This window comes from Xanthomarina arctica, assembly GCF_014638915.1.
Taxonomy (GTDB): domain Bacteria; phylum Bacteroidota; class Bacteroidia; order Flavobacteriales; family Flavobacteriaceae; genus Xanthomarina; species Xanthomarina arctica.
This window is the reverse complement of sequence record NZ_BMFQ01000001.1, coordinates 923183-945112: the sequence shown is the minus strand read 5'-3', so window position 1 is coordinate 945112 and position 21930 is coordinate 923183. Positions and strand designations below refer to the sequence as shown.

The window sequence follows — 21930 nt, the reverse complement described above, 5'->3', positions numbered from 1 at the left end:
TCTTATTATAATTTTTCCTTTCTAAATTTATTGACATACAAATTCATCAACAAGAAAGAAATTATTGATGGAAAAACCCAAGCGAGACTATATTCGGATAATGGAATAAAACCTAGAAAATATTGAATGTCTTCTAGGGGCATCATATATTTTAAAAAGTCAGGAATACTAAATAGAAAGGTTATTAATACAACTGCCCTAAACACTATTTTAGTGGCGTATTTATCTGGTAATACATTTAAAACAATTAGTATAATTGTTATTGGATAAATAAACATAAGTGCTGGCAAGGCAACGTCTATAATAAATCCTACATTATAACTACCTACCAAGACACCTATAAGGCAACCCAAAATAGCAGTGACTACATAAGCCATTTGAGACCCATTGAACAATCCTTTAAAATAATCGGAAGTACCAGTTACAATTCCTACGGCTGTAGTAAAACATGCCAAAGCAACTAAAACACTTAAAAACAAAGAACCAGTATAGCCTAAAGTAAAATTACTTAAGCCTATAAGCACTTCTGTTCTACTGGCATCTAAAGAAAATTTACTCTGAAATAAGGACCCACACAAAATTAATCCTGTATAAATAACCATAAGTCCAAAGCCAGCGATTAGACCAGATTTTGTTATCAGATCTTTCTTTTCTTCAAAGGTTTTATTGTTTCGCATATTAATTGAAATAACAATTACAGCTCCAACAACCACAGCTCCAATGGCATCAAAAGTTTGGTAACCTTCAAGAATTCCTCCAGAAAAAGGAGCTTCCAATAGCGGTTTGCTTAGTTCAAAAGGAGATGTTATAATTCCAACAAGAATAATGCTTAATAAAATAATTCCGATTAAAGGCGTTAAAAATTTACCAATGAGGTCCAATATTTTATTCCTGTTCATTACAAAGACAAATACCAATAAGAAATAAATGGTACTTGTTACCAAAGTACTTGTATTGAAAAAAGGAGCTATTGCCATTTCGTGTGTTACGGAAGCCGTTCTGGGAGCAGGCAAAGAAATAGCTATCACATAAATTACAATACAATATATGGAACTAAAAAGAGGTGATACTTTTTTACCAAAATCATATATGGTTCCCTGCAATTTTGCATGAGCAAAAATTCCAAGTACAGGAATTAAAACAGCAGTTAGAGCAAAACCCATAGTTACTAAAAACCAATCTTGGCCTGCTTTAAACCCTAAGTAAGGTGGTAGTATTAAATTTCCTGCTCCAAAAAATAACGAAAATAAGGCGAATGCAGTTACAAGTATTTCTTTTGGTTTATTCATATTTAAAATTGTGTAAACTTAAAAAACACAAATCTATTAATCACAATTCTTATTTAATTAATTAGCACTTATTTCTTCAAGCTAGTAAGTCTTTTTATCTTTGCACAAGATAGTTTAAAAATGATTTTAGAACACAAAGGAATCCCTGTTTTTTATACAGATCAAGGGATTGGAGAGCCTATAGTTTTATTGCATGGGTTTCTTGAAAATAGTAGTATGTGGCAAGATTTGATACCAGAAATTTCAAAAAACCATAGAGCCATTGCTATAGATCTTTTAGGCCATGGGCAAACTGGCTGTCTTGGCTACCTTCATAGCATGGAACTTATGGCCGAAGCTATAGAAGCTATATTGCTTTATTTGAAAATTGAAAAATTTACATGCATCGGACATTCCATGGGAGGTTATGTAGCTTTAGCTTACGCTGAAAAAAATCCAGAAGCTTTAAATGGTATTTGCTTAATGAACTCAACATTTTTGGCAGATAACGAAGAACGAAAAATATTAAGAACTAGAGCCAATAATATGGCAAAAACTAATTTTGAGAATTTGGTTAGAATGTCGTTTATCAATCTTTTTAGTGCAGAAAGTAAAGAGCTTTATTCTTCCGAAATAAAATTAGCATTAAATGAAGCTTTAAAAACGCCAATCCAAGGATATATGGCCGCAAATGAAGGCATGAAAATTAGAAGAGATAGAACGCAACTATTTAAAATCCTTCCAATAAAAAAAATGCTAATCATTGGCAAGAAGGATCCTCTTTTAGATGCTGAAATAACAAAAAAAATATTGGCAAAGACAACTGTTGAAGTGGTTGAATTTTCAGAAGGACATATGAGTTATATTGAAAATAAGACAGAATTAACTTACAACACCATGCATTTCATCGAATAATTATATCTTTTTGTCGTTAGTTGGTTTTTTTGATCTATGTTAGTATTCCCAATACCAACCGATTATGAAAAAAACAACTACTCACCTATCTCCATCCAAGTTATATTGCGATGTATTTGGACACAATTACCAGGTCTCAAAAAAGGTTACTTCATATGTAAAAGAATACACCTGTAAATGTTGCAAAAAACAATTAACTACAAACAGCAATGGACATCTAACAGAACTAACTCCAAAATATCAAGAAATTAATAATTTGTTAGAAGATATGTACAATAGACGTACCATGCGATTAAAAAACAAATCGCTCGTTACGGCAATCTATTAACTTAATAGCTTGAAGACTCATTTAAATTCACTACATTAATCAATTAATCCTTAATTGATTATAGCTAAACAATATGAAGAGTCTGATTTGTTCCCTCGTAGGTCATGATTTTAAAGTAACAAAAAAAGTAACTAATTATGTTAGTGAGTTTCAATGTCTTCATTGCAAGAAAGAAATGACAACTAATGTGAACGGTATCTTAATACCTTTAACTTCAAAACAAAAAGAAATTAATGAAGTTTTACATTACATTCATAAAAAAAAGAAAAAGAAAGCCACTTTATTTTCAACTAATTATTAAGCGCGTTCCATCCTTGTGCTTTCAAAGGAATACTTGTTTCTGCTCTTGTTATTAAATGCATCCCCGAAGCCTCGTCTTTCATAAAACCTATTACGGTAAAATTTGGATTGGCTTTTATATTGGGAAAGTCCTCTTGTGAAACTGTAAAAAGTAATTCATAATCTTCACCACCATTTAACGCAACAGTGGTACTATCGATATTAAATTCTTCACAAGTAGAAATAACTTGCGGATCTAAAGGAATTTTATCTTCATACAAATCGCAACCAATATTGCTATGTTTGCATAAATGCATAATTTCAGAAGATAAACCATCACTTATATCTATCATAGAAGTTGGTTTAACTTCTAAATCCTTTAATAATTCAATAATATCTTTTCGAGCTTCTGGCTTTAGTTGTCTTTCAATAATATAAGTATAACCATCCAAGTCTGGTTGGTTGTTCGGATTTACCTTAAAAACTTCTTTTTCCCTTTCCAAAACTTGTAAGCCCATATAAGCGGCACCTAAATCGCCAGAAACCACAAGCAAATCATTTGGTTTTGCACCACTTCTATAAACTGCATTTTCAGAATCGACCGTGCCAATGGCTGTTACAGAGATTATCAATCCCGTAGTAGAAGATGTTGTATCACCTCCAACCACATCAATATTATAAAGACTAGCAGCTGTTTCAATACCGGCATAAAGTTCTTCTAAAGCCTCAAGTGGAAATCTATTTGATACTGCTATAGAAACCGTAACTTGTGTTGCTTGGGCATTCATAGCATACACATCAGATAAGTTTACAACAATGGCTTTATAACCCAAATGTTTTAAAGGCATGTAGCTTAAATCGAAATGCACACCTTCAACAAGCATATCGGTAGTAACAACTATTTGTCCTTTATTAAATTCCAAGACAGCCGCATCATCCCCAATGCCTTTAATGGTCGAAGTTTGTTTTATAGTGAAATTTTTGGTTAAATGGTCTATCAGGCCAAATTCACCTAAAGCTGCCAAATCGGTTTTATTCTGGTTTTTATCTTCAATCATAATGCAAAAATAAGAAGCTTCTATTGATAAGCAGATAAAAATAACTATTAAAAATAAATCAAGGAGTTAGAATCAGGAAAAAGACGTTATAAGAGCGTTTTATTTTGAGGATGTAAAGTATAACAGTAAGGTTTCAATTCCCTTTATTCATTGGCCATACGGGTTTGCTAGACCTATAAGAAAAACCTATTCGATAATATGCTAATATAATGTTAGGTTCCATGGTAAAATTAGACATATGTTGTATCTTTGCGTTTCTATTTAGAAACCTTCTTAATAAAAATCTCTCTGTTTTAAAGATGCGTTTTATTAAAAAGGTTACATAGTATAAATAGAGCGAATTTTAAAAAACACTTGAATTAATTTATTTAATTTATGATTAAAGTATCAGAAATTGCAAAAAAGAAAGTAGTAGAATTAATGAGCGAAGATGGCTTTAATTCAGCTACAGATTTCGTGCGTGTTGGTGTTAAAAGTGGTGGCTGTTCTGGTTTGTCTTACGATTTAAAATTCGATAAAGAAAAACAAGAAGAAGACAAGGTTTTTGAAGACAATGGCGTAAAAATTATTGTCGATAAAAAAAGCTTTTTATATCTCATTGGAACAACCCTTGAATACTCAGGTGGTTTAAATGGCGCTGGCTTTGTATTTAACAATCCAAATGCGAACAGAACTTGTGGTTGTGGGGAATCATTCTCACTCTAATACCATCTAAATCTTCCCAAAAGGAAGACTTTAATATTAAATTTCGAATATGAACAAGTATACAGAAGACGATTTAAGAGAAGAATTAAAAACCAAAGAATACGAATATGGTTTTTATACTGATATTGAATCGGACACGTTTCCTATAGGTTTAAACGAAGAAATCGTAAAAGCCATTTCACTTAAAAAGGAAGAGCCAGAATGGATGACAGAATGGCGACTAGAAGCTTTTAAAGCTTGGAAAGAAATGACAGAGCCAGAATGGGCAAATGTACATTATGCCAAGCCAGATTTTCAGGCTATTGCTTATTATTCTGCTCCAAAATCTGTAGATCCTAATAAAACGCTGGACGATGTAGATCCAGATTTACTAGAAATGTATAAAAAGCTAGGGATTTCTGTAGATGAACAGAAAAAGATGAACAACGTAGCAATGGATATTGTTGTGGATTCAGTTTCTGTAGCAACAACTTTCAAAAAAACATTAGGTGAAAAAGGTATTATTTTTATGCCTATTTCCGAAGCAATAAAAGAGCATCCAGAACTAGTTAGAAAGTATTTAGGAACTATTGTTCCTCAAAAAGACAACTTTTATGCCGCTTTAAATTCCGCTGTATTTAGCGATGGTTCTTTTTGTTATATTCCAAAAGGGGTTCGTTGTCCTATGGAATTATCAACTTATTTCAGAATCAATCAAGGAGGAACAGGACAGTTTGAACGCACACTTCTAATTGCAGACGAAGATAGTTATGTAAGTTATTTAGAAGGTTGTACAGCACCAAGTAGAGATGAAAATCAATTACACGCGGCAGTTGTAGAACTTATTGCTCTTGATGGAGCCGAAATAAAATACTCTACTGTACAAAACTGGTATCCTGGAAATGCTGAAGGAAAAGGTGGTGTTTACAACTTTGTTACTAAAAGAGGTTTGTGTGAAAAGAATGCTAAAATCTCTTGGACACAAGTAGAAACAGGATCTGCAGTTACATGGAAATATCCTTCTTGTATTTTAAAGGGAGATAATTCGGTTGGAGAATTTTATTCTATTGCTGTAACAAATAATTATCAGCAAGCAGATACTGGAACTAAAATGATCCATTTGGGAAAAAACACCAAATCGACCATTATTTCTAAAGGAATTTCTGCAGGAAAATCTCAAAATTCCTATAGAGGATTAGTTAAAATAAGTGCTAATGCAGACAATGCTCGTAACTTCTCGCAATGCGATAGTTTGTTAATGGGTAATGATTGTGGTGCGCATACCTTTCCATATATTGAAGTAAAAAACAAATCAGCACAAATAGAACACGAAGCCACAACCAGTAAAATTGGTGAAGACCAGATTTTTTATTGTAACCAACGTGGTATAGAAACTGAAAAAGCCATAGCATTAATTGTAAATGGTTTTAGTAAAGACGTATTAAATAAGCTTCCTATGGAGTTTGCCATTGAAGCTCAAAAACTATTAGAAATCTCCTTAGAAGGAAGTGTTGGATAAAAACAAGAGACCTTTCAGATTTTTAAAACCTGAAAGGTCTAATAATTAATTGAAGATTACAATATGAAAAAAACATTCATCCTATTCTTAGCAATTACAACTTTTTATGGTTGTAAAAACGATTCTAAAACGGAATCCCTTGAAACCGATAGTGATAAATTAGAACAGCAAAATGATGATTTAACCTTATTAATGGGTGATTTCGTCTATTATGCAGATGCTGCAGTTTTACAAACTCAAGGAGAAGTCTACGGCGTAGTTGTAGACGAAAAAATGCAGGAATTAAATGAAATGGTGAAAGCTTATAAAGTAGAAGAAACAGACATGGTTCCTGTAGAAGTAAAAGGTAAGATTGTTTCTAAACCAGAAGGAGAGGAAGGCTGGCCATTTCGTGTTGAAATAAAAGAAATATTATACGTCACTAAGCCAGATCCAAATAAAAAAGACATCATTTTAGAATCTGGAAAATAATCTAAAAACCCAATAAAACTTTTAAGTTTAAAAGAACTTAAATTGTAATTTTTTGAATAATTAAGTATGTTAAAAATAAATAATTTACACGCAAGTGTTGACGATAAAGCCATATTAAAAGGCATTAATTTAGTAGTTAATCCAGGGGAAGTTCATGCCATTATGGGACCAAATGGTTCTGGAAAAAGTACTTTGGCTTCAGTAATTGCTGGAAAAGAAGAGTATGAAGTTACTGAGGGAGAAATCCTTTTGTTCGATGAAAATATTGATGAATTAGCAGCTGAAGAACGCGCACATAAAGGTGTTTTTCTTTCGTTTCAATATCCTGTAGAAATTCCAGGAGTTTCTGTAACAAACTTCATAAAAACGGCCATTAACGAAACTCGAAAAGCTCAAGGTTTAGAAGATATGCCAGCGAAAGACATGCTGAAATTAATTCGTGAAAAATCTGAAATGCTAGAAATAGACAGAAAGTTTTTATCACGTTCTTTAAACGAAGGTTTTTCTGGAGGTGAGAAAAAACGAAACGAAATTTTTCAAATGGCCATGTTAGAACCTAAACTAGCTATTCTTGATGAAACAGATTCTGGTTTAGATATCGATGCCTTGCGTATTGTTGCAAATGGCGTTAATAAATTAAAAAGCAAGGACAATGCAGTAATAATAATTACTCACTACCAAAGACTTTTAGATTATATCGTTCCAGATTTTGTACATGTTTTACACGACGGTAAAATTGTAAAATCAGGTGGAAAAGAATTAGCACATGAGCTAGAAGAAAAAGGTTACGACTGGATTAAGCAAGAGGTGGTAACTTAAAATAGTTTGCAGTTTTCAGTCGCAGTTTGCAGTTGCTCACTCCATACTGATTACTTCGAATGGCATAGCTTTCAACATATATATAAATAGTAAACAGCTTTCTTTAGCATATTCAAAATTACTGATTACTGCGACTGAAAACTGAAAACTGAATTAAATGGAATTAAAAGAAAAACTCATATCGTCCTTTTTAGCATTCGAAAACCATGTGGATATTGATTCACCAATTCACGATGTTAGAAGCGAAGCTATAAAAATATTCGAAACCGAAGGCTTTCCTTCTAAAAAAGAAGAAGCTTGGAAATATACTTCATTAAATAGTGTTTTAAAACATGATTATAGTGTTTTTCCTAAACACGAAAAAAACATTGAATATAATGATGTTAAAAAGTATTTCATTCACGAAATAGACAGTTACAAAATTGTATTTATTGACGGAAAATATTCATCGCATCTATCGCAAACCACACATGAAGGTATCGATGTATGTTTAATGTCTGCCGCCTTAAACAAGCCTAAATACCAATTAGTAATTGAAAATTACTTCAATAAAATTGCTACTAAAGACAGTTTATCATCTTTAAATACAGCTTTCTCACAAGAAGGTGCTTATATCCATATTCCAAAGAATAAACTAGTTGAAAAACCCATACAGATTATTCACTTTTCAACTGGAAATGAAGCTGCTTTATTGCAACAACCACGTAATTTAATTGTGGTTAACGAGAATTCTCATGTACAAATTATTGAGCGTCACCAAAGTTTAACGGACAATCCAGTCTTAACTAACAGCGTTACAGAAATTTTTGCTAACAAGCGTGCCATTGTTGATTATTACAAAATTCAAAACGATAACGAAAATGCGTCATTAATTGACAGTACGTTTATTAATCAGAAGCAAGAGAGTCATTGTTCTGTACACACCTTTACTTTTGGAGGAAAATTAACACGTAACAATCTTAATTTTTATCAAAATGGCGAACGCATCGATTCTACATTAAAAGGAGTGACCATTATTGGTAAAAAACAACATGTAGATCACAATACTTTAGTGCATCATATAGAGCCAAATTGTGAAAGTCACCAAGATTATAAAGGTATTTACGACGATAGTTCTACTGGTGTTTTTAACGGAAAAGTTCTTGTTAATAAAGAAGCTCAAAAAACCAATGCATTTCAAGCTAATAATAACATTTTAATTAGCGATAAAGCATCGATAAATACGAAGCCTCAACTTGAAATTTTTGCAGACGATGTGAAATGTTCTCACGGTTGTACTATCGGACAATTGGACGAAAGCGCTTTATTTTACATGCAATCTAGAGGGATTCCTAAAAAAGAAGCCAAAGCTTTATTAATGTATGCTTTTAGTAATAATGTGTTGAGTTCGGTAAAAATACCAGAAATCAAACAACGGATTACTAAAATTATAGCCAATAAATTAGGAGTTAATATGGGATTTGATCTCTAACCCCTAAACAGACAGGAATCTTAAAATTTAATTTTTTTGAAGCTACTTCCAGCTTTCGGCAGTCGCTCTCTGCGAGGAGCTTCAACAATTGCCTCAATCTGGGCTAAAAAAACCAAACTATGTTCAACATAGATAACATAAGAAAAGACTTCCCAATACTTTCAAGAAAAGTACATGGTAAACCTTTAGTGTACCTAGATAACGGAGCTACTTCACAAACACCCATACAGGTTATAGATGCTATTGTAGATTATTATTCAAATTACAACGCAAATATCCATAGAGGTGTTCATACCTTAAGTCAAGAAGCAACAGATAAGTACGAAGAAGCAAGACACAAAATTCAACATCATTTTAATGCCAAACATGCGCACGAAATTATCATGACTTCTGGTACAACCGAAAGCATCAATTTGGTGGCTCATGGATTCGCTTCCTTGCTAAAAAAGGATGATGAAATTATTGTATCAGCTCTAGAACATCATAGTAATATTGTGCCTTGGCAAATGTTATGCGAAAAAACTGGCGCTATTTTAAGGGTCATTCCCATGAATGATTCTGGCGAATTGGTTATGTCTGCATACGATAACTTACTTTCAGATAAAACCAAATTAGTTTTTGTAAATCATATTTCAAACGCTTTAGGAACCATTAATCCCATAGAAAAAATTATTAAAAAGGCCCATCAAGTTGGTGCAGCCGTTTTAATAGATGGGGCTCAAGCTTGTCCACATGTTAAACCAGACGTTCAAGCACTAGATGCCGATTTTTATGTAGCTTCTGCTCACAAAATGTGCGGTCCAACAGGTGTTGGAATGCTTTATGGAAAAGAATCATGGCTTAATAAATTACCACCATATCAAGGTGGTGGCGAAATGATTGCTGAAGTAACTTTTGAGAAAACCACTTATGCCGATTTACCTCATAAATTTGAAGCAGGAACACCTAACATTTGTGGTGGTATTGCTTTTGGTGCTGCAATAGACTATTTAAATAGCATTGGTTTCGATAACATTGCAAGCTATGAACATGAGCTTTTAGAATATGCATCCAAAAAACTTTTAGAAATAGAAGGTTTAAAAATTTATGGTCCTAAACTAAGTCACAAAACATCCGTCATTTCTTTTAATCTAGAAGGAATACATCCGTACGATGTTGGAACCATTTTAGATAAATTAGGAATTGCCGTAAGAACAGGGCATCATTGCGCTCAACCTATCATGGCCTATTTCAAAATTCCAGGTACTATTAGAGCTTCTTTTGCTTTTTATAACACAAAAGAAGAAGTAGATATTCTGGTTGAAGGCGTTAAGAAAGCAAAAATGATGTTGTCTTAAACTACTTTGGCTTCCTTTTTGTAATTAATATCATCTAAAACAAAATTAGCAAAATGAAATATTTAACCCTTTTACTAAGCTTTTTTACTTTCATGTCTTGTGGAAATTCTAAAGAGGCTATTGCTACTGAAAATAGCCAAAAAACTATGACAGAAATTTCTGGAACATACGATATCGATATGCTTAATGAATCCGACTATTCTCTAAGTAAACTAACCCTTCTGTTTGATAATGAATCTAAAACCGTTTCGGGATTTTCAGGATGCAACCGTTTCTCTGGAACCTATAAAATGGATGGAAATTCTATCTCATTTGGACCTTTGGCTTCAACCAGAATGGCTTGTGGCGAAAATGAAACCAAGACGGAACAAAACATGTTAACCGCTTTAAGCAGGGTTACTACTTTTTCCATAAAAGGTCAGGAATTAACCTTATTAAATAAAGAAGTCGTTCTAATAAAAGCAAATAGCAAATCCGAAGAAAATATATCTCAGGATTCAAATTACACGTTAGAATACACTGCCGTTACAAGAGGTTTCTACAATCATTATATTTATGAAAATGGGAAGATATCTATTCAGAAAGACAGAAGTTCTACGCTAACATTCAAAACCTGTTCTAAGGCAGAAAACAAACAACTTTTAAAAGCGATAGAAGCTTTAGATTTAGAAAAATTAAAAACTTTAGAAGCACCTTCAGAAAATAGATTTGTTGATGCAGCCGCTAGTGCTCGTTTCAAAGTCACCTATCAAGGTAACACCTATGAAACTCCAGAATTTGATGCGGGAAAACCTAATAAATACATTGCTACCCTACTTTCAACCTTTATCGAACTTGCTGAAAAACAGTAAATAATTGATTAGAAGTAATTGTTATTGTATTTTTGTATAAAATAATAAAAAGTGAATATTCAAGACATTCAAAACGAGATTATAGAGGAATTCGCCATGTTTGACGATTGGGAAGAACGCTATCAATATATGATTGATCTGGGAAAAACTTTACCCAAAATTGATGAGCAATTTAAAACCGATGATAACCTTATTAGGGGTTGCCAGAGTAAAGTTTGGGTTCATGCAAGCATGGATAACAACAAAATTGATTTCACAGCAGATAGCGATGCCATAATTACCAAAGGTGTTATTGCTATTTTAATTCGTGTATTTACCAATCAAACTCCAAAAGATATCATGGAAGCCGACACGGATTTCATAGACGAAATTGGTTTAAAAGAACACTTATCGCCAACTCGCGCAAACGGCTTGGTTAGTATGATTAAACAATTAAAATTGTATGCCATTGCATACCAAACACAGCTTAATTAGTAAAGTCCTTAGTTGTTAGTCGTAAAGTTGTTTTAAAAGACTACGACTAAACAACAAACAACTTAACGCATATACTTAAAAACATGAGTAAAACAACCATAGACACAAACGCTTTAGGCGAAAAAATAGTAAACGTTTTAAAAACAATTTACGATCCAGAAATACCTGTTGATATTTACGAACTTGGCTTAATCTACGACGTTTTTGTAAACGAAGATTACGAAGTAAAAATACTAATGACACTTACAACACCTAATTGTCCTGTTGCTGAGACATTACCTTTAGAAGTTGAAGAAAAAGTAAAATCGTTGAATGAGGTTAAAACTGCTGAAGTAGAAATTACTTTCGATCCACCTTGGACTCAGGAACTAATGAGCGAAGAAGCAAAACTGGAACTTGGAATGCTTTAATTAAGTATGCGGTCGCAGTTTTCAGTACTGCAACTTCAACTTCTCAACAAACAACAAACAACAACACGTGCAAGAAGAAATTATAAATCGCATTGCGAACAGTAAATTAGCCGTTTTAGACTTGGAGGATTATTATCCTATTGGAAAACGCGTTTTATTTGACATTAAAGACTGGCTTTATGAAGGTTTTGTTCTGCGTGAAAAAGATTTCAGAGAACAAGTTAAACAACATGATTGGTCGCAATATCAAAATCAGTTTGTGGCTTTAACCTGCTCTACAGATGCCATTGTACCTGCTTGGGCTTATATGTTAATTGCTACTCAACTAGAAGGTGTCTCTAAAAAAAACCTAATTGGAGATTTAGAAATGCTAGAAACTTCCATTTATCAGGATATTATTAATCAATTAGATTTAGAAGCGTTTAAAAACAAGCCTGTCATTATTAAAGGCTGTTCCAATAAACCCGTTCCTCGAAATGCTTATTTAATGATTACAGAAAAACTCAAACCTATCGCCATGTCCATTATGTATGGAGAAGCTTGTTCTTCTGTTCCTCTATATAAAAAACCAAAAACTTAAAAAACTCTCCTTTCAAAAAAGTTACTTATTGAACTGTTTTTTTTGAAAACTGCCATGTAACTTATATCTTTGCAGCGCTTTATACAATTATTTAATCCTTAAAACCCTTTTAATATGAATAAAAAATTACTTTCTATCCTTCTAATAGTATTTACTATTTCAGCAGGATTTTCACAAACTAAAGATGAGTTAAAATCTGAACAAACAGCAAAAAAAGACTCTATTAAAGCCTTACAATCTAGTGTTGATGATTTACAAAAACAAATTGATGCTTACCCAGGTTGGAAATTTGGTGCTTTTGGTACTATTGGAGCAAGTTTCTCTAATTTCAATAACTGGTATAGTCAAGGTTCTCCAAACAACTCTGCAGGTAACGTAACTATTACCGTTAATCCGCATGCAAAATTAGACAGAGAAAAATACTTTTGGTACAATACAGCCATCATTAACTTAAGTTGGGTAAAATATGATGACAAAGATGATCCAAATGATGATGATAGCTTTAGGGAAGCTAGCGATGTTTTCAATGTAACTTCTCTTTTTGGTTATAAAATAGCTAAAAATTTAGCTGCTTCTACTTTAGCTGAGTACAGAACTACATTAATAAACAACTTCAACGATCCTGGATATTTAGATGTTGGTGTTGGTGTTACTTGGACTCCTGTAGAAAATTTAGTAGTAGTAGTTCATCCTTTAAACTACAACTTCGTTTTTGCTGATAACGATGCTATTTTCGAATCGTCTCTTGGTGCTAAAGTTGTTGCTAATTACAACCGTTCTTTTGGAGGTTTAAAATTTAATTCAAATCTTTCCGCATTTATGAGTTATAAAGACTCAGATCTTTCTAGCTGGACTTGGATAAACTCTTTAAGCTATACCGTTTGGAAAGGTATTGGACTTGGATTTGAGCTTGGTTTAAGAGATAACAAGCAAGAAGCTCTTAATTATTCTTATAATAATTGGCAAGATGGAGGAGAAATTGGAACCCAACCAGATTTTGACAATGTAGATAATGCAGTACAAGTTTATACTACATTTGGTTTAAGTTATAATTTCTAATAAACCCACATACAATAAAAGCGTCTTATTGGCTACTAACCTAGCTAATAAGACGCTTTTTACATCTACAAATTTAAGGGCCTTCCTTAGAGAATTACCGATTAATATTATTTATAATGAAAAAATTATTACTCACAATTGCCTTAATAATAAGTGCAACCTTAATGTATGCACAGGAGGATTCAAAAAAAGTAAAGGATTCGTTAGAAGGATGGACTTTTGACGGTAAAATCACACTATTAATTAACCAATCTGCATTTTTAAATTGGCAACCAGGAGGAGATAATAATGCTGCCGCCAACATAAATATTAATTACGACATTAATTATGTAAAAGGCCCATGGTTATGGGATAATAAGATTCTTGCTAGTTATGGACTTACCATCAATGATGATGACGGTAAGAGAAAAACAGATGATAGAATGGAACTTAACTCCATTATCGGTCGTAATTTAAACAAGAAAAATTGGAGTTTTTCATTCTACATGAATTTTAGAACACAGTTTACTGATGGTTATGATTATAATGATGATTTTGTTGGAGACAACGAAGATTATCCAACATCAGGATTTTTTAAACCAGCTTACTGGAGTTTTGGTCCAGGTTTTTTATGGAAAAAAAGCAAAAGATTGAACGTCAACTTTGCTCCTGTATCTTCTAAATTCACTTTTATCACTAGTGAAGTTTATACCATTAACGATTCTGATAGCGACAATGTATATTACGAATCAAGTAATGATGTTGAAACCTACGGTGTTGCTCCAGGAAAGAACCATTTATATGAATTTGGTTTCAATTTCCGTGGGTACTATAAGTTTGATATTATGAAAAACATTACCATGGAAAACATTCTTAACCTTTATTCTAACTATTTAGATAAACCTACTAATGTGGATATAGATTACACCATGAATATTGTAATGAAAATAAATGATGTATTTTCTACAAATCTAACATTCCAAACCATTTATGATGATAATTCTTACCAAGGCTTTCAAATGCGTGAAGTATTTGGGTTGGGTTTAAATGTAAATTTCTAATAAAAACTAGCATATAAAAAAAGCGCCATACTTCGGCTACGCTCAGCAACCAAAAAGGCGCTTTTTTTTATTCTTCTTCTCCGTTATAATCTGGATACAAAAAGTTATTATATGGAAAACGTGTGACATGGATTTCTCTAACCTCGTCATAAATACGTTTTTTAAATTCGTCTAAATTTTGTTTGTTCAAAGCAGAGATAAACAAGGCGTTATCGCCCACACGATTCATCCAAGTTTTTTTCCATTCTTGTAAAGAATAATTTGCTTCAGTTCTTTCAGCTATTAAATCTGTTTCATCAAATGGCTCTTGCGTGTAGGCATCAATTTTATTAAAAACCATAATGGTTGGTTTGTCCGCGCTACCTATTTCACCTAAAATTTTATTTACAGATTCAATATGATGTTCAAAATTAGGATGCGAAATATCAACCACATGTAGTAATAAATCGGCTTCACGAACTTCGTCTAACGTACTCTTAAAACTGTCTACCAATTGCGTTGGCAACTTTCTAATAAACCCTACGGTATCACTTAATAAGAATGGCAAGTTTTGAATAACCACTTTTCTAACCGTAGTATCTAAGGTTGCAAATAGTTTATTTTCAGCAAATACATCGCTTTTACTTACCACATTCATTAAAGTAGATTTCCCTACGTTAGTATAACCCACCAAAGCCACACGAACCATTTTACCACGGTTACCACGTTGCACAGCCATTTGTTTGTCGATGGTCTTTATCTTCTCTTTTAAAAGGGTGATTCTTTCTCTAACAATACGTCTGTCTGTTTCAATTTCAGTTTCCCCAGGTCCACGCATTCCAATTCCACCTTTTTGGCGTTCTAGGTGCGTCCACATTCCTCTTAAACGAGGTAATAGGTATTCGCATTGTGCTAATTCTACTTGTGTTCTAGCATAACTAGTTTGAGCTCTTTGAGCAAAAATATCTAAGATTAAATTGGTTCTGTCTAAAACTTTACATTCTAATATTTTACTGATGTTTCGTTCTTGAGCAGAGGATAACTCGTCGTCAAAAATGGCTGTACCAATATTATTCTCGCTTATAAAAACTCTAACATCTTCAATCTTACCTGTTCCAATAAAAGTTTTTGGGTTAGGCATATCCATTTTCTGAGTGAAGCGTTTAATAACTTCTCCTCCTGCTGTGTATGTTAAAAACTCTAGTTCGTCCAAATATTCTTTAGACTTAGCTTCGTCTTGTTGTTTGGTTACAACACCTATTAAAACAGCTCTTTCAAGCTCTATATCTTTTTTTTCTATCATATATATTAATAAAGTACGAAGTTACGTAATTGTAAGCATTTTAATTTTTATATTTTTAAAACCTGAACTAGTAACTTCTTAAAAATCATTTGACACTAATTTACAATAATGATACCAAAATTGAAAGATTTTCCGTTTATTCCTCTATCCAACAATGAAATAAATACATGCACAGCATAGCGTTTTACAATACTGAAAATTTTTTTGAAGCACCAAAGAAGTCACATGCAGATACAGACAGAAAATGGACAGAAAAACGCTATGCTGAAAAATTAAAAAATATTGGTTTGACCATTTCCAAAATAGGAAGGGCAGAAACTGATCAACACCCAACTCTTATAGGACTAGCAGAAATCCAAGGCCAAACTGTTTTACAAGATTTAATCCAATTGGATCTACTAAAAGATTGTCATTATGATTTCGTTTTTTTTAAATCTAAGGATGAACGAGCCATGGATGTCGCGTTACTTTATGATACGAGAATTTTCAACGTAGAATCTTCTAGGGCTTTTAGCATTGAGTTATTCGATGACTTAGGAAATCGTGAATACAAAAGAGATATTTTGTTAGTTACAGGGGTCTTAAATGAGGTTAAGATACATGTCTTAGTTAATCATTGGCCTTCCAAACGAGAAAGTGAAAAATTAACAGAACCTAAGCGTTTGATTGCTTCCAATAAGGTAAGTGAGATAATCTCTACCATAATTAAGGAAGATGAAAAAGCTCTAATAATTGTTATGGGAGACTTTAACGATAATCCTACTAGTAAAAGTGTGAAACGTTTGGTATATGATTTTAAGTTACAAAATCCTTTCGAACCCTTAAGAAGTTTCAGTAAAGGTTCTATCCACAATAGCAGACAATGGCACTTATTTGATCAAATTCTGTTGTCTGAAACTTTTTTCAATCCCGAAAAAAACAGCATAGCATTTAAAAGAGCCCATATTTTTGATGCCGAATTTCTAAAAAACACAGAAGGAAAACATAAGGGAACCCCTAAAAGAACCTTTAAAGGTCCAACATATTACGGAGGCTATAGCGATCATTTTCCGGTTTATGTTATTTTGGGAACATAACTAGTTATTACACAGAGACTCACAGAGAAACGCTGAGGTCCACTGAGAAGTTTTCATTTTAATTCTTGCAAAGTGAGAAGACGCGAAGTATCAATGTTCTAGATTACTCCTGTAAACTGTGACTGTGACTGTGACTGTGTCTGTGTCTGTGTCTGTGTCTGCAAACTATAATAAACACTCGCAAAGACGCTAAGTTGTTTCAGAGCTGAATCCTACTGAAAACTGAGACTGTGACTGAGAACTAAAATTATATCGCCTGGTAAATAACTAATGCCAATGCAACGCAAGCTACTGGAAGCAACCAAAGCATTACAATAGAGTTATTTGACGCTTTCTTTTTAAGCATTTTTGCATTCAGGATCTTTCTTTTTTTCCCTGCATATTGAATCCAGTTTTTAAAAAATATAAAAATGGAAGCCATAACAAATAATGCCCAGGCTTTATCTTGAGACATGGTTTCCATATTTGTTTGACTAAAAAACCCTGCAAAAAAAACACCTAAAGCTAATACGATTGCACATTGCAAAATAGAAATATATGTTGTTGCAATCTGGTTCGCATTTTTGTTTTTAGCATCTTTATAATGCTTAAATACATTGAAAAATAGAGAATCGAAAAGAGTCATATTTTGTGATTAAATAAAAATTAAAAAACCTGCTAATTTTATTAATTAGCAGGTTTTAATATGTCTTAAAAAATTAATTACATACTAGCTAACATAACAAAATTATCAACCTGGTAAGCACCATCTAATTGTTCGTTTGTTCCAGAACCAGTAACTTTAAAAGCTACATAAAGTGTTCCTGAGTAACTAGACACATCAATTAAACCAGAGTCTACAAACTCATACCAAGAATTAGCTTGAGTAGGAAAACTAGCTACTAATGGTTCCCAAGTTGCTCCTAGCACATCAGAACCATCATAATCTGTAGAAACAAAAACTTCTATAGTATTATCAGGAGAGTCCAAGTGGTGTTGAGCTGCTGTGAAATTTATGAACTCATTTTCTTGTGCATCCATATCAAATCCCGGAGTTACTAACCATCCAATATTTGAAACATCACCAGAACCAAAGGTGCTAAATTCTGCATAACCGTTACCTTGGAAAGCTTCTTCTCTCCAAACACGAGAACCTGCTTCAGCAAAATTAGTCCAACCTGGTAAATCTAAATTTGTTCCATCTACAGCAGATTGAAAATCTTCTTCATATATAACTTCAAAATCACTAAAATCTAAAGGTGTACATCTATCAGAATTCATATTAACATCTGATACATTATTTAATGCTAACACACGAGCACTACCATCGAAAGTTTTATTAACAACAGCTTTAATTGAACCATTTCCAGTTGGTAATAATTCTGCTTTAAAGTTTGCAAAAGAACTCGTTTCTAGAGAGAATGAAGCATAACCAAATCCAGTACAAGTTTGCATTGTTCTTTGCGTATCATACACTTGAATCGGATCGAAATAACGTAACCCATTTAAGTTCGCCGCAAATTCAACTCCATCTACTTGAACAAAAACACCTACATGTTGATCTGTAATTTCAGAAAAAGTAACATTTAAAGGTACAATCTCTTCAGTAACTGAAGAACGTAACAAATTGTTTCCAACTTGATTTACATTAAGTCTTGTAACTGTACCACCATATTGGTCAAATTCTGTACCTCCACCAATGGTATAAATTCCATTTCCTACACGTTCTTCACCAATAAATGTTCCTTTTAAACTGATGTAAACTTGGCGTCCTTGGTTGAATTGATTATAAGAATCTAGTTCATCAAGCACCACTTTTAATCCTCCCATTGGATTACTAGGACTATCTTGCATAAAAAATTCTTTAAAGAAATTTCCTGTTTTGTCACTAGAAGAAACATATCCTATTACGTATATATTATCTTCTACTTCAAAAGGGATTCCAGGACTAGAATTGTATAATTCCTTAACATATTCCATATCAACTTCTATTCCAGTTGCTATCAAATTTGCTAGTGCCGCACTTTCTTCATCTCCTTGACTAGTAGGAACTGTATAATCGTCGTCTTGCACACATGAGACAGTGGCGAAAGTTACCATTAGTCCTAGTACTATTTTTAAAAATTTATTTGTTTTCATGAGTAATAATTTTTAATTAATTTTTTCTTTTTCTTTTTTTAGAATCTAAAGTTAACATTTAAAAAATAGGTAGTTCCACGTCCGTACCAATATTTTGAACCGAACACTGGAGTTTCAAGACTTTTATCTGCCAATAACTCTTCGTAATTAGCATTTCTACCTTGCTCAAAACCACCTGTTTTATAAAGTTCGTCTAACAAGTTATTTACACTAGCAAAGAAACCAATATAGTAATCACCAATTTTCCAAGATTTTCCACCTGTTAGGTTTACAACAAAATAACTATCAAATTCTTCTTGCTTAAGTAATTCCTGAGCAGTAGCGACATCATAATTATTAAATGGTAAACCATCTCTATCAAGATAGAAATTTTCTGTTCTTGTTATTGGGCTAATATCTACGTAAGTATTTGATAAGAAATTAACAGTAGCTCCAAAAAACCAATAGTTAGGATCTCTATATTCGAATCCAACAGAATAGGCTTGTTGTGGTCCACCAGCAACTTTATAATCTTCTAAATTAGCAGTAAACGTTTGTGATCTTCCAAAACTTGAAGAAGTTAAATACAAGTTTGGATTGTTAGAGTAAATATATTGACCTACTGAAGCCGCACCTTTTAATAAAATGGTTGGTGTTACTTGCGCTTCAATACCTAATTCTGCTCCAATATTCTGTTTGTCCACCCCTTGTAATATTTCTTGAACAAAAGCTGTTGTCTCATTAATATTTACGTCGTTTGAATCGGTTACGTCACCAGTACCAGAAACATTAATGTTTGTTAAACCATCTGCATAGTAAAATGAAATTTCGTTGGCATCTTCTATTTGAGAATAAAAACCTGTAATCTTTGCTTTTATAATTGAGGATCTAAAAATGTAGCTAATATCTGCAGAAGTTATTTTTTCTTCAGTAATATTATCAACTATATTATTATTTTCTCTTGAGTTTGAGAACGTGTTTCTAATGGTAGGTGCTTGAGTAATATACCCTGCATTTGCATTTATTAAATGCTTTCCGGAAATTTTATAAGTTGCTCCACCTTTAATACCAATACCCGTAAAATTTAGTTTTTCGCTTTTTCCAGCAGAATTACCTTCGTATGCTTCATTTTCCCAAAGTCCATCTCTTTGATAGGTTGTGTTTTCTAAACTACCCGATACATAGAAATCTACTTTATTATATTTAAATTGGGCTTGTGCATAACCAGAAATAACATCGGATAAAATATTGTAATTGTATCTATACTTATCTCCAGCTCCTAAAACTCTGTTTGGATTTTCCATATCATATTGGTATCCATCAAAAGAATCTACGTTTAAATAACCTGTTGTAGAACCTAACATGTCAAGAATTTCTCCAAAATTTTCAGATTTATATCCTTTATAAGTAACTCCAGCATTTAGCATGATGTTTTCATTAATCTCTGTATTAAAGATCGTATTTGCTGAAAATAGTTTGTCGTCGTTTCTGTCTTCGTATAAAACATAAGCCGCATATTCCTCTCCATTTGTAGCGATGTTATTAGTAAGATTGGCATCAAAAATACGGTTCCAATCTATTTGACCATCATCTATAAAATTCTGTTCATCTATATATGCCTGTCCGTATTCTGGACCTAATGGTCTTGCTAAAGAATAACTAGGTAAGTTTTGGTAATATGCAGGACTTGGATTTGCTCCTCCAGCATAATCTAAACGACTATTTCCTATTTTACCAAATTGATAACCAACATTTGTGTTTAAACTGGTCTTATCAGAAATATCCCAATAGTGATTAAGCATTAAAACTGGTTCTTCAACTTCTTTGATACGTGAATTTTTCTTTTCACCATCTACATAGCCCCAATATTCATTATATCGAATATCTTTTAAATCGTAAACTTCTTGCGTGTTTGGTGAAGATTTACCTCTACGGTTAGGTGTGTAGATTGAAGTGAAATTCAAGCTATGCTTTTCGTTAATTACTTTTTCTACAGAAGCAAAAAAGGAATTAGCATCGTATAAAGTAGCATCTTGGTATCCTTCATTACCCCAACGTCTACCTGCCATAATGGTATAAGCCCATCCGCCATCTATTAATCCAGACGAGTAGCTAGCCATAACTCTATTAGTATAACTTCTATTAGAAGAAGAGTAAGTAACACGTCCACCTTCTCTGTATTTAGAAGCTCTAACAATCATATTAGTAGATCCTAAAATACCACCAAAAGTATAGTTTGAAGGCTCTAAACCAGTTGTTAATTCTTGATTTCTAAGTACGTCGTTTAATCCACCCCAATCACTCCATTGCGGTCTACCATCGTACAATTTATTCATTTCGATACCGTTAATTAAAACAGTTCCATTTTCAGAATCTAAACCTCTTACTTTAAAGAAAGAAGAACTCCACTCGAAAGCAGCAGTACGTTGTAATACATCTTGAGACGCTTGTAAAAGTCCCGAAACATTATCCAAACCGCTATCGTCGCTATCTAGTTCATCGTCTGATAAAGTAATAGTAAACAAAGCATCGTCAGCAACATCCTTACTTAAAGTCATATCTGTAATATTAAGGACTTGACCTTCGTTTATTACAACAGGATAACGTTTAGAGGTATACCCGCTTCTAGAAAGGTTCAAAACCTGTTCTCCTAATGGAACTTGCTCTAGGAATTGAAACTCCCCATTGGAATCTGTTTCTACAGTTATCACGGTACCTTCAACTGCAATTGTTACACCTGGAATTGGTTCAAAAGAAATGGCTTCTGTTACACTTCCCTTTACAACAGTTTCTTGAGCGACTGCTGTAACAGTTGAAATAATCCCGAATAGAAAAATAAATAATCGTTTTTTCATACTTGAATTTATAGTTAATAATTTAATTTGCATTAATTTAATAATTAATTAAGGCCA

At 32.9% G+C, this 21930-nt stretch carries 22 protein-coding genes; 16 read left to right on the top strand and 6 right to left on the bottom strand.

All coding sequences use genetic code 11. From position 1 onward, the window contains the following. Window positions 1–5 precede the first annotated feature (5 nt). A complete protein-coding gene (brnQ, locus tag IEV77_RS04100) occupies window positions 6–1289 on the bottom strand; it encodes a branched-chain amino acid transport system II carrier protein (RefSeq protein WP_188462112.1) in 1284 nt (427 codons plus the stop codon). 120 nt (window positions 1290–1409) lie between these two features. On the opposite strand from brnQ, the gene IEV77_RS04095 reads away from it, so the two are divergent. The 3 genes from IEV77_RS04095 to IEV77_RS17655 all read left to right on the top strand — a co-directional run bounded on the left by IEV77_RS04095 (window position 1410) and on the right by IEV77_RS17655 (window position 2812). Beyond that, window positions 1410–2183, top strand: coding sequence for an alpha/beta fold hydrolase (locus IEV77_RS04095; protein ID WP_188462110.1), 774 nt, complete (start codon window positions 1410–1412; stop codon window positions 2181–2183). A gap of 64 nt (window positions 2184–2247) precedes the next feature. After that, a complete protein-coding gene (locus IEV77_RS04090) occupies window positions 2248–2511 on the top strand; it encodes a DUF1660 family phage protein (RefSeq protein ID WP_188462108.1) in 264 nt (87 codons plus the stop codon). A gap of 73 nt (window positions 2512–2584) precedes the next feature. Further along, window positions 2585–2812 (top strand): DUF1660 family phage protein, encoded by a 228-nt coding sequence (locus IEV77_RS17655; protein ID WP_506016854.1) that lies wholly within the window; start codon window positions 2585–2587, stop codon window positions 2810–2812. Here IEV77_RS17655 and thiL read toward each other — a convergent pair. Then, window positions 2802–3848: a thiamine-phosphate kinase gene (gene thiL / locus IEV77_RS04085; protein ID WP_188462106.1), complete on the bottom strand. Its 1047-nt coding sequence runs from the start codon at window positions 3846–3848 to the stop codon at window positions 2802–2804. The two genes, IEV77_RS17655 and thiL, sit on opposite strands and share 11 nt — an antisense overlap. Before the next feature lie 375 nt (window positions 3849–4223). Here thiL and IEV77_RS04080 point away from each other — a divergent pair, with 375 nt between their 5' ends. The 12 genes from IEV77_RS04080 to IEV77_RS04025 all read left to right on the top strand — a co-directional run bounded on the left by IEV77_RS04080 (window position 4224) and on the right by IEV77_RS04025 (window position 14563). Further along, the gene (locus IEV77_RS04080; protein WP_188462104.1) at window positions 4224–4553 is read left to right on the top strand and encodes a HesB/IscA family protein; all 330 of its coding nucleotides are present in this window, start codon (window positions 4224–4226) and stop codon (window positions 4551–4553) included. A 49-nt stretch (window positions 4554–4602) separates the two neighbouring features. Beyond that, window positions 4603–6051 carry a Fe-S cluster assembly protein SufB gene (gene sufB / locus IEV77_RS04075; RefSeq protein ID WP_188462102.1) on the top strand — a complete coding sequence of 483 codons (1449 nt, stop codon included), beginning with the start codon at window positions 4603–4605 and terminating at the stop codon, window positions 6049–6051. 63 nt (window positions 6052–6114) lie between these two features. Further along, entirely contained in the window at window positions 6115–6522 is a 408-nt protein-coding gene (locus IEV77_RS04070; RefSeq protein ID WP_188462100.1) for a hypothetical protein, read from the top strand. A gap of 66 nt (window positions 6523–6588) precedes the next feature. Further along, entirely contained in the window at window positions 6589–7341 is a 753-nt protein-coding gene (gene sufC, locus IEV77_RS04065) for a Fe-S cluster assembly ATPase SufC (RefSeq protein ID WP_188462098.1), read from the top strand. 157 nt (window positions 7342–7498) lie between these two features. Next, window positions 7499–8812 (top strand): Fe-S cluster assembly protein SufD, encoded by a 1314-nt coding sequence (gene sufD, locus IEV77_RS04060; protein WP_188462096.1) that lies wholly within the window; start codon window positions 7499–7501, stop codon window positions 8810–8812. A gap of 119 nt (window positions 8813–8931) precedes the next feature. Beyond that, on the top strand, window positions 8932–10149 hold the full coding sequence (locus IEV77_RS04055; RefSeq protein ID WP_188462094.1) for an aminotransferase class V-fold PLP-dependent enzyme: 1218 nt from the start codon (window positions 8932–8934) through the stop codon (window positions 10147–10149). A gap of 53 nt (window positions 10150–10202) precedes the next feature. Continuing rightward, window positions 10203–11000, top strand: coding sequence for an META domain-containing protein (locus IEV77_RS04050; protein WP_188462092.1), 798 nt, complete (start codon window positions 10203–10205; stop codon window positions 10998–11000). A gap of 51 nt (window positions 11001–11051) precedes the next feature. After that, the gene (locus IEV77_RS04045) at window positions 11052–11474 is read left to right on the top strand and encodes a SufE family protein (RefSeq protein WP_188462090.1); all 423 of its coding nucleotides are present in this window, start codon (window positions 11052–11054) and stop codon (window positions 11472–11474) included. A gap of 83 nt (window positions 11475–11557) precedes the next feature. After that, window positions 11558–11884 carry a DUF59 domain-containing protein gene (locus IEV77_RS04040; protein ID WP_188462088.1) on the top strand — a complete coding sequence of 109 codons (327 nt, stop codon included), beginning with the start codon at window positions 11558–11560 and terminating at the stop codon, window positions 11882–11884. Between the two features lie 67 nt (window positions 11885–11951). Further along, window positions 11952–12464: a DUF2480 family protein gene (locus IEV77_RS04035; RefSeq protein WP_188462086.1), complete on the top strand. Its 513-nt coding sequence runs from the start codon at window positions 11952–11954 to the stop codon at window positions 12462–12464. A gap of 114 nt (window positions 12465–12578) precedes the next feature. Further along, window positions 12579–13523, top strand: a complete 945-nt coding sequence (locus tag IEV77_RS04030) for a DUF3078 domain-containing protein (RefSeq protein ID WP_188462084.1) — start codon at window positions 12579–12581, stop codon at window positions 13521–13523. Between the two features lie 116 nt (window positions 13524–13639). Next, window positions 13640–14563 carry a DUF3078 domain-containing protein gene (locus IEV77_RS04025; RefSeq protein WP_188462082.1) on the top strand — a complete coding sequence of 308 codons (924 nt, stop codon included), beginning with the start codon at window positions 13640–13642 and terminating at the stop codon, window positions 14561–14563. Between the two features lie 67 nt (window positions 14564–14630). On the opposite strand, the gene hflX is transcribed toward IEV77_RS04025, so the two are convergent. After that, window positions 14631–15845, bottom strand: a complete 1215-nt coding sequence (gene hflX, locus IEV77_RS04020; RefSeq protein ID WP_188462080.1) for a GTPase HflX — start codon at window positions 15843–15845, stop codon at window positions 14631–14633. Between the two features lie 167 nt (window positions 15846–16012). Here hflX and IEV77_RS04015 point away from each other — a divergent pair, with 167 nt between their 5' ends. After that, entirely contained in the window at window positions 16013–16921 is a 909-nt protein-coding gene (locus IEV77_RS04015; protein WP_188462072.1) for an endonuclease/exonuclease/phosphatase family protein, read from the top strand. A gap of 247 nt (window positions 16922–17168) precedes the next feature. Here IEV77_RS04015 and IEV77_RS04010 read toward each other — a convergent pair whose 3' ends face one another. The 3 genes from IEV77_RS04010 to IEV77_RS04000 all read right to left on the bottom strand — a co-directional run bounded on the left by IEV77_RS04010 (window position 17169) and on the right by IEV77_RS04000 (window position 21873). Beyond that, on the bottom strand, window positions 17169–17546 hold the full coding sequence (locus tag IEV77_RS04010) for a hypothetical protein (protein WP_188462070.1): 378 nt from the start codon (window positions 17544–17546) through the stop codon (window positions 17169–17171). A gap of 77 nt (window positions 17547–17623) precedes the next feature. Continuing rightward, window positions 17624–19039 carry a DUF5689 domain-containing protein gene (locus IEV77_RS04005; protein ID WP_188462068.1) on the bottom strand — a complete coding sequence of 472 codons (1416 nt, stop codon included), beginning with the start codon at window positions 19037–19039 and terminating at the stop codon, window positions 17624–17626. A 38-nt stretch (window positions 19040–19077) separates the two neighbouring features. Continuing rightward, window positions 19078–21873: a carboxypeptidase regulatory-like domain-containing protein gene (locus tag IEV77_RS04000; protein WP_188462066.1), complete on the bottom strand. Its 2796-nt coding sequence runs from the start codon at window positions 21871–21873 to the stop codon at window positions 19078–19080. Window positions 21874–21930 lie beyond the last annotated feature (57 nt).

What these genes read in the sequence shown, in the direction of transcription:
- thiL (WP_188462106.1), bottom strand. Translation starts at nt 3,848, where the DNA reads ATGATTGAAGATAAAAACCAGAATAAAACCGATTTGGCAGCTTTAGGT.
- IEV77_RS04005 (WP_188462068.1), bottom strand. Translation starts at nt 19,039, where the DNA reads ATGAAAACAAATAAATTTTTAAAAATAGTACTAGGACTAATGGTAACT.
- IEV77_RS04015 (WP_188462072.1), top strand. Translation starts at nt 16,013, where the DNA reads ATGCACAGCATAGCGTTTTACAATACTGAAAATTTTTTTGAAGCACCA.
- sufB (WP_188462102.1), top strand. Translation starts at nt 4,603, where the DNA reads ATGAACAAGTATACAGAAGACGATTTAAGAGAAGAATTAAAAACCAAA.
- IEV77_RS04080 (WP_188462104.1), top strand. Translation starts at nt 4,224, where the DNA reads ATGATTAAAGTATCAGAAATTGCAAAAAAGAAAGTAGTAGAATTAATG.
- IEV77_RS04040 (WP_188462088.1), top strand. Translation starts at nt 11,558, where the DNA reads ATGAGTAAAACAACCATAGACACAAACGCTTTAGGCGAAAAAATAGTA.
- sufC (WP_188462098.1), top strand. Translation starts at nt 6,589, where the DNA reads ATGTTAAAAATAAATAATTTACACGCAAGTGTTGACGATAAAGCCATA.
- IEV77_RS04010 (WP_188462070.1), bottom strand. Translation starts at nt 17,546, where the DNA reads ATGACTCTTTTCGATTCTCTATTTTTCAATGTATTTAAGCATTATAAA.
- IEV77_RS17655 (WP_506016854.1), top strand. Translation starts at nt 2,585, where the DNA reads ATGAAGAGTCTGATTTGTTCCCTCGTAGGTCATGATTTTAAAGTAACA.
- IEV77_RS04030 (WP_188462084.1), top strand. Translation starts at nt 12,579, where the DNA reads ATGAATAAAAAATTACTTTCTATCCTTCTAATAGTATTTACTATTTCA.
- IEV77_RS04050 (WP_188462092.1), top strand. Translation starts at nt 10,203, where the DNA reads ATGAAATATTTAACCCTTTTACTAAGCTTTTTTACTTTCATGTCTTGT.
- hflX (WP_188462080.1), bottom strand. Translation starts at nt 15,845, where the DNA reads ATGATAGAAAAAAAAGATATAGAGCTTGAAAGAGCTGTTTTAATAGGT.
- IEV77_RS04070 (WP_188462100.1), top strand. Translation starts at nt 6,115, where the DNA reads ATGAAAAAAACATTCATCCTATTCTTAGCAATTACAACTTTTTATGGT.
- IEV77_RS04090 (WP_188462108.1), top strand. Translation starts at nt 2,248, where the DNA reads ATGAAAAAAACAACTACTCACCTATCTCCATCCAAGTTATATTGCGAT.
- IEV77_RS04000 (WP_188462066.1), bottom strand. Translation starts at nt 21,873, where the DNA reads ATGAAAAAACGATTATTTATTTTTCTATTCGGGATTATTTCAACTGTT.
- IEV77_RS04055 (WP_188462094.1), top strand. Translation starts at nt 8,932, where the DNA reads ATGTTCAACATAGATAACATAAGAAAAGACTTCCCAATACTTTCAAGA.
- IEV77_RS04025 (WP_188462082.1), top strand. Translation starts at nt 13,640, where the DNA reads ATGAAAAAATTATTACTCACAATTGCCTTAATAATAAGTGCAACCTTA.
- brnQ (WP_188462112.1), bottom strand. Translation starts at nt 1,289, where the DNA reads ATGAATAAACCAAAAGAAATACTTGTAACTGCATTCGCCTTATTTTCG.
- sufD (WP_188462096.1), top strand. Translation starts at nt 7,499, where the DNA reads ATGGAATTAAAAGAAAAACTCATATCGTCCTTTTTAGCATTCGAAAAC.
- IEV77_RS04095 (WP_188462110.1), top strand. Translation starts at nt 1,410, where the DNA reads ATGATTTTAGAACACAAAGGAATCCCTGTTTTTTATACAGATCAAGGG.